4 protein-coding genes are annotated in these 11,536 nt (G+C 72.1%); all 4 read right to left on the minus strand.

Annotation, left to right across the window (positions count from 1 at the left end):
- Positions 1-54: 54 nt before the first annotated feature.
- Positions 55-3,966, minus strand: coding sequence for a family 78 glycoside hydrolase catalytic domain (locus AB0O15_RS37405; RefSeq protein WP_364329184.1), 3,912 nt, complete (start codon positions 3,964-3,966; stop codon positions 55-57).
- Entirely contained in the window at positions 3,963-6,680 is a 2,718-nt protein-coding gene (locus tag AB0O15_RS37410) for a discoidin domain-containing protein (protein WP_364329187.1), read from the minus strand. The genes AB0O15_RS37405 and AB0O15_RS37410 overlap by 4 nt, the downstream gene beginning before the upstream one ends.
- Before the next feature lie 2 nt (positions 6,681-6,682).
- Positions 6,683-9,187 carry an alpha-L-rhamnosidase C-terminal domain-containing protein gene (locus AB0O15_RS37415; protein WP_364329190.1) on the minus strand — a complete coding sequence of 835 codons (2,505 nt, stop codon included), beginning with the start codon at positions 9,185-9,187 and terminating at the stop codon, positions 6,683-6,685.
- Between the two features lie 117 nt (positions 9,188-9,304).
- The gene (locus AB0O15_RS37420; RefSeq protein ID WP_364329193.1) at positions 9,305-11,428 is read right to left on the minus strand and encodes a tachylectin-related carbohydrate-binding protein; all 2,124 of its coding nucleotides are present in this window, start codon (positions 11,426-11,428) and stop codon (positions 9,305-9,307) included.
- Between the last annotated feature and the right edge of the window lie 108 nt (positions 11,429-11,536).

An 11,536-nucleotide genomic window follows, 5' to 3' on the forward strand; every position in this document is an offset into this window, starting at 1 on the left:
TGTGAATCGTTTCATGGCAACGTAGCTGGATGTTTCCGCCGTGTCAACAACTCGTCACGGGGTCAGTTCCGCGACGCGGCTGTAGAGGTTCTGTGAACCGTTCACCACGACCCGGACCTGGGTGGTGGTCACCGGGGCACGGAACGGGATCCAGCGGTTCGTGGCCGTGTTCCCGGTGATCGTCGCCTGGGTCGTCCACGTCGCACCGTCCCAGGTCTGCACGTCGAAGGCGGTCAGGACGCCGTCGCGGTGCGAGCTCAGGCCCACCCCGGTCAGGGGCACGGCCGTCGCCGCGGTGATCGTCAGGGTGTCCGGGTACTGGTTCTCGGTGTTGTCGTTCCAGAAGGTCGCCGGGTCGGCGTCGAGCGCGTTCCGGGGCTCGTAGGTACGGGTGGCGCCGTCGACCATGTTGGGTTCGTGGAAGCTGGAGGCCGCCGCGGTGGCGCCGGCCGGCCAGGCGCCGAAGACGATGACGTTGATCGTGGCGGTGGCCCGGGTGCCGTCGGGCGCCCGCGCGGTGACGGTCACCGGGTAGGTGCCGCCCGGCGTTCCGGCCGGGACGGTGAGGCGCAGCGAGGCCAGCGTGGCCGTGGTGGACGGTCGGAGCGGGACGGCCGCCGGGGCGGGCTCGGCCGTCCAGCCGGCCGGGACCTCGGCCGAGAGGCGTGCGTTGCCGCCGCCGGTGGAGCTGCCCTCGACCAGGACCGAGACGTCGCCGCGGTGACCGGCCGTGATCGGGGACGGGTTGTCGCCGGCCGAGGTCACGGTCAGTGCCGTCACCGGGGTGGCCGGCGGCGTCACCGTGAAGGTGTAGTCGCCGGAGCCCGCGGTCATCGTCAGGACCTTGCCGGCCGCCCCGCCGACGGTCAGGCCCGGGACGGTGCCGGCCGGGCGGCCGGCCCGCCAGATCACCCGGTCACCCTCGCGTACCGTCGAATTCGGGCCGCCGAGCAGCGGCAGTTCGATCGTCGCGGTGCTGCCGACCGGGACGACCGCGTGGTAGGTCAGCGTGCTGCCCGACCGGCGCCAGGAGCTGACCACCTTTCCCCGGACCGTGTCCTGCGAGCCGTTCACCCGGGTCAGGTCGCCGACCACGCTGGGCGCGAGGGTGAGCGTGCGCCAGCCGGCCGACTCGCGGCGGATCCCGGCCAGCTGCTCGTAGTACCACTGGCCGATCGAGCCGGCCAGGCCGATGTGGTCCTTGGACGAGGTGCCGTCCGCCGCCGACGAGTTGGTCCACTTCTCCCAGATGGTGCCGGGGCCGTTGGCCAGCATGTAGCCGAAGCTCGGGAAGTCGGTGCGCTGCGAGATGGCCAGGGCGATGTCGTTACGGTCGTACTTGCCCAGCGCCTGGTAGACGAAGGTGGTGCCGACGAAGCCGGTGGTGACGTGGTTGCCGTGAGCGACGATGTCCTGCACCAGCTTGCGCAGCACCGCCTGCTCGTGGCCGGCCGGGACGATGCCGATGGCCAGCGGCATCGCGTACGCCAGCTGGGTGCCCGCGCCGTACGTGTCGGTGGCGGGGTCGAAGAACTCGGCGGTGAAGCCCGCGGTGATCTCCCCGGCCAGCCGGCGGTAGTTCGCCGCATCGTCGGCGTGGCCCAGAACCGTGGCCATGTCGGCCAGCCGGCGGCTGTCGAGCAGGTAGAACAGCGTCTGGAAGTAGACGTGCGGGGTGCTCACGGTCGACAGCCAGTCGTCACCCCACGAGCCCGGCGCGTTGCGCACGATGTGCCGGCTGTCGCTGATCGTGGCCAGGTAGTCGACCCAGCGCTTGACGCTGTCGTAGTTGTCGCGCAGCACCGTCGGGTCGCCGTACTGCTGGTAGCTGTCCCAGACGATCTGCGGGTAGGCCGTGGCCCAGGCGGGATCGGTGAAGAAGCGGTCGCCCTCACCCTGGTCCGGTGAGACGGACGGGATGCTGCCGTTGCTGTTGGCGCTGGTCCGGATGTCGGCCAGCCATTTGGCGTACAGGGATTGCATGTCGAGGTTGGCCATCGCCTCGGCCTCGGTGTCGCCGGCGTCGCCGAGCCAGCCGCGCTTCTCCCGGGTGGGGCAGTCCAGCGGCATGCCCTGCAAATTGTTGAGCTGGGTCCGGACCAGCGCGTCCTGGATCCGGTTGAGCAGCGGGTCGGAGGTGCTGAACGTCCCGGCCGGCGCGACGTCGGTGTGGATCACCGCCGCGGTGACGGTGAGGCCGGTGCCGGCGGGCAGCCCGGTCACCTCGGCGTAGCGGAAGCCCGCGTAGTTGAGGCGGGGCATCCAAGTCTGCTCGCCCGAGCCGTCGAAGATGTACCGGTCCTGCTGACGGGGCGGCTCGCCGTCGTTGAAGCTGATGTTCGACGTGGTCACCCGCCCGGCGCTGTCCAGCAGCTCACCCTTGGTGATGACGGCCGTGGTGCCGGCCGGCGCCGACGCCCGCAGGGTCACCTGGCCGGTGTAGTTCTGGCCGAAGTCGTAGACCTGGACACCGGCCGCCGGGGTGGTGACCCGGACCGGCTCCAGCGTGGAGACGATCCGGGTGGGCGGGCTGACGTCGGCCTCGAGCCGGCTCAGCCCGAAGGTGAGCGCCGGGTTCGCGCCGTAGAGGCTCAGCTCGGCCAGGCGGAACGTGCAGGACGTGTCGCGGCAGGGCAGCTTGGTGGCGGTGACGCGGACGTACCGGCCCTGGCCGTCGACCGGGATCGACACCGGCGTGACGCCCGGGTTGGGCTGGTCGGCGGCGGTGCGGTCGACGAGGGTACGCGCGTTCGTGAAGTCGGCGTCGTCGCTGATCTGCACCGCGTACCGGACCGGGAAGCCGGCGCCGGGGAAGTCCCCGGCCGGATCGTTGGTGGGCCGGGCCGGGAACAGGGTGAGGCTCTTGACCGCCTGGCTCGTGCCCAGGTCGACCTGGACCCACTTGGTGCTGTCGGCGGAGGCGGCGGTGGCCGAGTGATAGCCCTGGCTGCCGTCGACCGACCGGTCGATGCCGTCCACCAGCGCGGCCCGCGACCAGCCGCAGCAGGCGGTCTCGTCGGCGGCGGTGACCGGCCGGCCCTGGGCCAGGCTCGCCGGCTTGGCCACCGGGGCGTACTCGGCGACGGCGGCCCAGCCGGACGCGTCGAACGACGGGGTGTCCCAGCCGGCGATCTGCTTGCGGGCGTCCCAGGTCTCGCCGTAGTAGAAGTCGGCGCGGACGACCGGGCCGGCCGCGCTGCGCCAGGAGCCGTCGGTGCCGATCACGGCCCGGGAGCCGTCGGCGTAGGTCAGCGACAGCTGGGCCAGGAAGGTCGGCGGGGCGTAGAACTGGCCCTGGCTCGCCATCACGCCGAGCGCGTTCGACCCGCGCCGGATCTGGCCGGTGACGTCGAAGGAGCGGTAGAGGACCCGCTTGGCGTAGTCGGTGACGGACGAGTCGAGCAGCCGCTCGGGCGCGACCACGGCGCCGTTGAGGTGCGGCTCGGCCAGGCCCTGGGCGGCGAGGTAGAGCCGGGCCCGGGCAACCGTCTTGGTGACGTCGAACGTGCGGCGGGCCAGGGCGCCGTCGGGGACCCGCAGCCAGGAGGCCGACCAGTCCCCCACCGCCATCGGCCCGACGTCGAAGCGCTGCTGCCGTGACCACGGCGAGGCCTGTCCCCGCCGGTTCCAGGTGCGCACCGACCAGGAGTAGGTGTGGTCGGCGAGCAGCGCCGGTCCGGCGTACGCGACGCCGGTCGAGGCGTCCGAGGCGACGCGGCCGGAATCCCAGACCAGGCCGTGGTCGGAGACCTTGATCTGGTAGGCGCTCTGCGCCTCGCCGCGCCGGGAGTCCCGGGGCGCCCAGGACAGGGCCGGATGCGGCGAGCCGACCAGGGCGTCGGCGGCCTGCCCGGCCACCTTCAGGGCGTTCGGGGCGGCAGCGGTGCCGGCCGGCGCCGCGGCGGCCGGTGTCGCGCCCGCGAGGACGGTGAGCAGGGCGAGAGCGGCGATGACCGGACGTCTCACGGGGTTACCTCGGCAATCCGGCTGAAGGCGCCGTTCTGGGATTGGGAAGCGGCGACGACCACGCGTACCTGGCTGGTCGAGACCGGGTCGAAGGGGATCCAGCGGTACAGGGCGGTATTGCCGGTCACCGTGGCCCGGGTCGTCCAGGTGGCGCCGTCCCAGGTCTGCACGGTGAAGTCGGTCGGCACGCCGTCGACCAGCGAGGCGAAGCCGACGCCGTCGAGCCGCACCGGCTGCGGGGCGGTGACGGTGAGCGTGTCCGGATAGCCGCCGGACGTGTCGTCGTTCCAGAAGGTGGCCAGGGTGGCGTCGACCGCGTTGCCCGGCTCGTACGTGCGGGTCTGGCCGTTGTGCACGTTCGGCGCGTGGAAGCTGGACGCGGTCGCGGTGGTGCCGGCCGGCCAGGCGCCGAACACGAGCAGCGGCACGGTGGCGCTCGCGGTCGTCCCGGCGCCGGTCGCGGTGATGGCGGCTGACGCCGTACCCCCACGGGTGCCGGCCGGCGGCCGGACACCGACCTGGACCACCGTGCTGCCCGGGCCGTTGCGGGTGTCGAGGGCGAACGGGGCCGGGGTGACGGTCCAGCCCTGGGGCACGGTCGCGGTCACCGTGCCGCTGACCACGCGGTCGCCGGTGGCGCTGACGGTGACCGGGACGGACAGCTGCTGCCCGGCGATCACCGGGGTGGTCCCGGCCGAGGTCACCGCGACCGCCAGCGTCTCGGGGACGTTGCCGATCGCCGTGCTGACGACGCTCGCCCGCCGCGGGGCGCCGGTGAGCACGACGTACCCGTTCTCGAGCCGGGCGCCGAAGGCGTGCCCCTTCCGGCCGTCCCAGGCCAGCCGCCCGTTGACGGTGACGTTGGTGCGGGCCCCGAACGTCGGGACGTCGACCCGGGTGACCGCCCCGGCGGGCGCGTCGACCTCGGCGGTGAACGTCCGGGCCGGCTTGTCGTGCCGCCAGGCCAGCGCGATGTCCCCGAACGGCGTCCGCAGCGAGCCCTCGGTGCTCTTCAGGTCGCCGGGCTCGGGATGGATCACATACCCGCCGTCCACGGTGGTCGGGCGGATGCCGAGAACGTAGAAGGTCAGCGCCGAGGTCGGCCCGGTGGCCCAGCCGTGCGCCGCGCTCATGTACGCCCCGCCGTAGCCGAACTGCCCGTTGACCAGGTAGCCCTCCCAGAAGGTGCTGCCGGTGCCGAGCGGCGAGTTGAGCATGTAGCCCCACTCGCGGCGGATCAGCTCCAGGGCCCGGGTGGCGTCCCCGGCGACCAGGTGAGCCTGCACCTCCAGCGAGCCCGGGAAGGTGGAGATCTGGCCGCCGTTCTCCGGGGTCGTGGCGCCGAAGGTGTTCCAGTTGGTGGTGAGCGCGGCACTGACCCGCGCGGCCCGGTCGGCGGGCGCGAGGCCGTACCAGACGGCCAGAGCATTGCCGTCCTGCGGGTGCAGGTCGCTGTCCGGGTTGTCGCGGTACCGGCCGGCGGCCTCGTCCCACAGGACGTCGTTCACCGCGGCCTTCAGCCGGACTGCGGTGGTGGTCCAGGTGGCGGCAAGGGCGGTGTCCCCGCGTACGGTCGCCAGCTCGGCCCCGGTCACCAGCGTCTGGTGCAGCAGGGCGTTGGCCGCGATGTTCCGGCCGCCCTGGTTGCCACGCGCCCAGTCGGCGGTGCCGCGCACGGTGAGCAGGCCGTCCGCGCCGACCTGGGCCAGGATGTAGTCGACCGCGCGCCGGTAGCCGGACCACTCGGTGTCGAGCCAGGGCCGGTCGTGGGTGTACTGGTAGTAGGTGGCCGTGCCGATCAGCGACCACAGGTGGTAGGTGTCGGAGCCGTAGAAGTTGACCTGCGGCCCGGCGTACGGCAACTGGCCCGCCGCGGTCTGGTGGTCGTAGAGGGTGGTCAGCGCGTTGCGGGTCGGCACCAGGTCGCCCAGTGAGGCGAAGGCGGTGGGTACGGAGACGCCGAGGTCGCCGGGCCACACCGTACGGTCACGCTTGGCCCCGTCGACCAGGATCTCGCTGCCCGCGCCGACCGTGGCGCTGTTGTCCCAGCCGGTGGCCGGCGGCCCCCAGACCCGGCCGGTGTCCGGCGCGATCGTGTTGGTCTGCACGGTGTACGCCCCGGCGTACCAGATCTTGTTGAGCAGTGGATCGCTGGAGTGGAAGTGGTTGGCGTAGTCGCGCAGGTCGGTCATGGACGGCGTGAACGAGATCTCCAGCGACACCCGGTTGAGATGGATCGAGCCGGCCGACTCCGCGAACAGCGTCAGGTACCGGAAGCCGCCGCGCAGTGACGCCCGCGGCATCGTCCAGGTGCCGCCCGGGGTGACGTCGGTGTGCAGGGACAGGTCGGCCCCGCTGCCGCCGTTGCTGGCGTCGCTGGTGGTGCCCACGTACTGCGACGACTCGGTGAAGGCGAGGCCGAGCCGTTGACCCGGGTCACCGCCGGTGCCGAAGCGCAGGGTGACGAGCCCGCCGACCTCCCGGCCGAAGTCGTAGGTGATCGAGGAGCCGGCGCCGGTGAGCACGGCCGCGCCGGGACGCGGCTGGAGCACGGTCCCGGTGGTCCGGAACACCTGCTTCGGGGTGACCGTACGGCTCGCCGGGGCGAAGTTGTTGTGCTCCCACGGGCGGTCCGGATCCGCGGCGGCGGCCGGCGCGGGCGCCACCGCCGCGACCAGGAGCGAGGTCCCGGCCAGCAGGGCGAGGAACTTCATGGTCAGGATCCGATCTTCGTGACGGTGATGGTGTGCCGGCCGGTGAGCCCGCGCAGGGTGGCGCCGGGCACCGGGCGGCCGTCGAGGAAGACCTTGACCGCCTGGCCGCCGGTGGGCACGGTGACGTCGCCCGAGGTGCCGCGCGGCGCCGAGACGGTCAGCGTGAAGGCGACCCGGCCCTTACCGGTGGCCCAGGAGACGCGCAGCGGGCCGTGCGGGGTCGGCAGCTGGCCGTTGGCCCACTTCACCGTGCCCGGGTGCGGGGTCACCGACCAGGTCGAGAAGCCCACGCCGGTCGGGGTGGCGCCGAGCAGCTCGTTGGTGAGGGCGGGCAGCACGCCGGTCGACCAGCCGTGCGCGGCCGAGGTGTACGGGCCCTGGTAGTGCGAGCCGCCGGCGCCGATGCCCTCCCAGCCGGTGATGCCGGGGTCGTGGGCGGCCATCCAGCCGTACAGCCGCTTGATCTCGTCGATGGCGGACTCGGCCTGGCCGGCGCGGAAGCGGGCCTGGATCTCGGGGTAGGACGTGAAGGCGTAGACGCGGTCGCGGCCGTCCGGCACCAGGGTGTTGTTGTCCATGAACGAGTTGCCGTACGGGGTGGCCGTGCTGGTGGCCAGGTAGCCCAGGGCGCTGGTGGCCCGCGCCGGGTCGGCGATGCCGGTCAGGACCGCGTACCCGTTGCCGTCCTGGCCGTGCCGCACGGGCCCGACCTTGGAGTCGAGGTAGGCGCCCGCGGTCGCGTCCCACAGGTGGGTGTTGACGGCGGCGGCGACGGTCCCGGCGCGGGCCTGCCAGCGGGCGGCGTCATCGGCGTGGCCGAGCGCCTCGGCCAGCTCCGCGGCGTTCTGCAGCGCCATGACGTAGAGCGCGTTGTAGTAGGTGACCTCGCCGGTGCGTCCGAGGAAGGCGTAGTCGCCGTACCCGCCGGTGCCGTTGAGGCCCTTCTCCAGCAGGCCCCGGCTGTTGGTCAGCGTCGGGTACCAGGTGTCGAGCACCTTGAGCAGGTGCGGGTAGTAGGTGGTGGCGTAGCCGGTGTCGCCGGTGTAGAGCACGTAGTCCCAGCTGCTCGTGACCCAGTAGAGCGGGTAGTCGAACAGCGGGAGCGTGTAGTTGTTGATCGAGGCGGGCGGGATCCAGCCGTCCGGGCGCTGGTGGTCGGCCAGGTCGGCGAGCACGTTCTTCGCGGCCTCCGCGACCTGGTGGTGGGTCAGGTAGGCGGTGCGGCCCGAGACCGCGACGTCACCGACGTACGGGTCCCGGTCGCGCTTCGGCCCGTCGTGCAGCACCAGCTTGCCGCGCAGGGTGGGCGAGTCGGCGCCGCGCGGGTCAACGTCGTCGGAGCGGAAGGTGTCGGTGTTCAGCTCGTTGGTGTACGAGGCGTCGTACCAGTACTTGTTGAGCTGCTTGTCCGACGACTCGAACCATCCCGTGTAGCTCGACGGCGTGCCCAGGAACGGCGTGAAGTCCAGCGACACCCCGTCGATCTTGACCTTGCCGTACGGCTGGGTCAGCGGCGCGTCGGCGGCCAGCGCGTCCAGGCTGATCTTCAGGTAGCGGAAGCCGTGCAGGCCGTCGGCGCAGACCTTGGTCCCCTCGGCGCAACCGTGCGTGTCCGTCCAGGTGTACGGCTCGGTCTTCACCGCGACCTGGTCGGTGCCCGGCGTGATCCGGTCCCCGTTGTACGACCGGGTGAAGTCGGAGACGTCGGTGAGGTACTGCTTCGTCTCCGAGAAGGCCAGCCGCAGTCCCGGGTTCCCGGCCGAGGCGCCGGCCAGCCGCAGCACCGGGTAGCCGGCGACGACCTGGCCGAAGTCCACGGTGACGCTGGGTACGGGCTCGTCGGCGACCAGCCCCGGGTAGACCTCGTTGACCCGGGTGAAGTCGCCCCTCCCGGACGACTGGACCCCGGTGACGGTGATCCGCACCTGGGTGGTCGGCACCGGCGCGGTGAACGGCACCCGCACCTGGATGGCGGTGTTGCCGGCGACCGTCGCGGCGGGCTGCCAGGCGCTGCCGCTCCACGTCTCGACGGTGAAGTCCTTGATCACCCCGTCGGGGTTCGACAGCAGCGTGATGCCCGGCAGCGCCACCGCCGCCGGCGTGGTGATGGTCAGGACGTCCGGGAACGCGGCGATCGTGTCGTCGTTCCAGAACGTGTCGGTGACGCCGTCGATCGCGTTGCCGGGCTCGTACGTACGCGGCTGCCCGTCGTTGCCGTTGTTGGGCGCGTGGAACGAGGACGCGGTCGCGGTGGCGCCGGCGGCCCAGGCCGGACGGGGCGCCGGCTGCGGGCGGGACAGGGTCGTCACCCCCTGGCCGAGCAGGCCGTGCGGGTTGGTCACGGCGCCGGTGGTGGCGACGATCCGGACCGGCTTGACGGCGCGTGAGGACGGCGCGACCACGTACCGCGCCCAGGACGGACCGGAGCCGGCCACGGCCGGGGTGGCCGTGGCGGCCAGGAGGGTGGCGACGATCGCGCCGATGGCGGTGGCGCTGCGGATCCGCATTTCCTGAACCTAGGAGCGCGCTTTCCCAGTTGCAACGTTTCACAGTGGCCGATCCCGGCCATCCCACGATCGGCCCGGCACCTCACCACGATGCCGGGCCGATCGGTCGTCACCAGGTCAGTTCAGCCGGCAGGCGTCCGGAGCCGCGGTGAGGTTGTACTCGCCGTACCAGCCGGTGCCGACCACCCGGCCGGTGCCGCTGCCGGTGTCCGCCCAGGTCTCGGTGGCGGGCAGATAGCGGTACCAGAGCAGCTCTCCCCCGTTGCCGCCGTGCGCGCCGTACAGGATGTCCGCGCCGGCGGAGAACATCGAGGAGAACATCTGCCAGCCGTACCCGGCCGGTTTGGCCTGCTGGGCCCACTGGTTGCGGGCCGCGTCGTAGTGATGGCGGAACAGGGCTCCGGCCGGCGTACGCGCGTAGATCACGCCGGTGCCGGCGGCGACGATGAGGTCGTACCCTGACCAGTCGCCGTCGAGCGTCCGGTGCTCCCACGACCCGGTGGCGGGCTGGTACGAGCGCCAGTGCAGCCGGCCGTCCGGCTCGACCGTGTAGATGTCGCCCCGGGTGTCGACGGTGATGCGGTTGCGGTACGCGGCGGTGGCGTAGCGTTCCCAGCCGCGGTCGATGACCTTGTACTGCGCCCCGTCGGTGACATCCCAGCCGGTGCCGTTCCACCGGAACCGGCGAAGTTCGCCGTTGTCCACCGCCACGTACACCACACCGTCCGGCCCGGCCACGGTGCGGGCGCCGAGCCAGCCCTGGCCGATCTCCTTGCCGGCCCCGTCGACCCAGGTGAACCCGCCGTTCAACGGGTCGGCGTGCTGGTACTGGCGCAGCTGTCCATCGTTGCGGACCACATAGGTGGACACGGCCTGGGGGCACTCGGCCACGCATTCGGCGCGGACCGGATCGGGGCGTTTTGTCGCCTTCGGGTCGGGCCCGTCGACCTGCCAGGTCGTGTTGTCCTGGTAGCCGCAGGCCCGGTCGTGCGCATTGGCGCCCGAGTTGTCGGCGATCCAGAGTTCGGTGCCCAGGTGACGCAGGTACCGGCCCGGCTGGGCCTTGGCCTCCAGCGACACCCCGGGACCGCCCAGCCCCTTCTTCGCGCACCAGGTGGCGGCGTTCTTGAACTCGGTGCTGCCGTCACTCGGCTGCAACTGCACCCGGAACCCCACCGGCCGCAGGTAGTGGCCGGGATGGCCGGTCGACTCCAACGAGTGGCAGCCCTCGCCGGCCAGGCCGTCGACGACCTTCCAGGTGGCGTCGGCCACCGGCACCGACGCGGCCGAACCCGGGTCCGGGTGGTTCACCGCCGCGACGCCGGGTCCGCTCTGCACCCACCAGCCCTTGCGGTTCGGGCTCGTGGTCCGCAGCGACTGGGTGAGCGCGTCGAACTGGCCGGCCCGCAGGAACAGGTCGACGTCGCCCGGCGTGCCGGCCAGCGCCGTGGCCGCCGCCGCCGACAACGCGGGGTGCACCAGGCTGTTGTCGGCCCTGGCCTTGATCTCGGACGTCAGCCGGCGGTCGGCCGCGGCCTTCCGGTCCAGGGCGATCTGCTTGTCGCGTTCGCTCGCGGCATGGATGCCGGTCTCGATGAACGCGGCCCACACCGGCGGCTGCGGCGAGCGCAACGCGGCCAACGCCGCCCCGGCCACCTCGGAGCCGGCGGCCGCCTTCTCCTCGATCGCACGGATGAAGTTGTCGTTGGCCAGCGTGAGCTCACCCTCGCTGGGCGCCCACGCGACCACCGACGCCGCCCGCCGCTTCACGTCCTTCTGCCGCAGCGCTTCCCGCTCCGCCTCAGTTTTATCGTGCTGCTCCTGAATGTACGCATCCACATCCGCCCGATGCGCCGCGATCACGCCCGACTCGATGAACGCCTTCCACTCCGCGGCCTCACCCCGCAACGCCGCGTTCACCCCCGCCTGCACCCGAACCGCCCACGGCTGCACCATCAACGCGCCAACCCGGCGAATGAACTGATCATCCGGCAGATCCAACAACTCCGGCGTCGCCGCCAACTCCAGATACGCCAACGCCCGCTGCTTCGCCTCCCGAGCCAACTGCCGCGCCAACTGCTCCTGCCGAGTACGCGACTCGTCCTTCTCCACCGCCACAAAAATCTCCGAACGGATGAACAACGTCGCCGCGTCCGAACCCTCCACATCCAACGCCGCCCGCGCCCTCGCCCGCACCTCCACCAACGGCACCGACTTCACATCCGTCAACAACCGGCTCACCAACCCACGATCCGGCAAAATAATCCACTCACCATCAGCGACAATCCCCACCGCCGCCAACGCCCGCGCCTTCTCCACCTCCGTCGCCTCCGGCAAAGCCACCGCAGC

The sequence above is a fragment of the Actinoplanes sp. NPDC089786 genome (genome assembly GCF_040684855.1).
In the GTDB taxonomy this organism is placed as follows: Bacteria; Actinomycetota; Actinomycetes; order Mycobacteriales; family Micromonosporaceae; genus Actinoplanes.

Coding starts and splice junctions, on each gene's coding strand:
- AB0O15_RS37415 (WP_364329190.1), bottom strand. CDS start 9,187: ATGCGGATCCGCAGCGCCACCGCCATCGGCGCGATCGTCGCCACCCTC.
- AB0O15_RS37410 (WP_364329187.1), bottom strand. CDS start 6,680: ATGAAGTTCCTCGCCCTGCTGGCCGGGACCTCGCTCCTGGTCGCGGCG.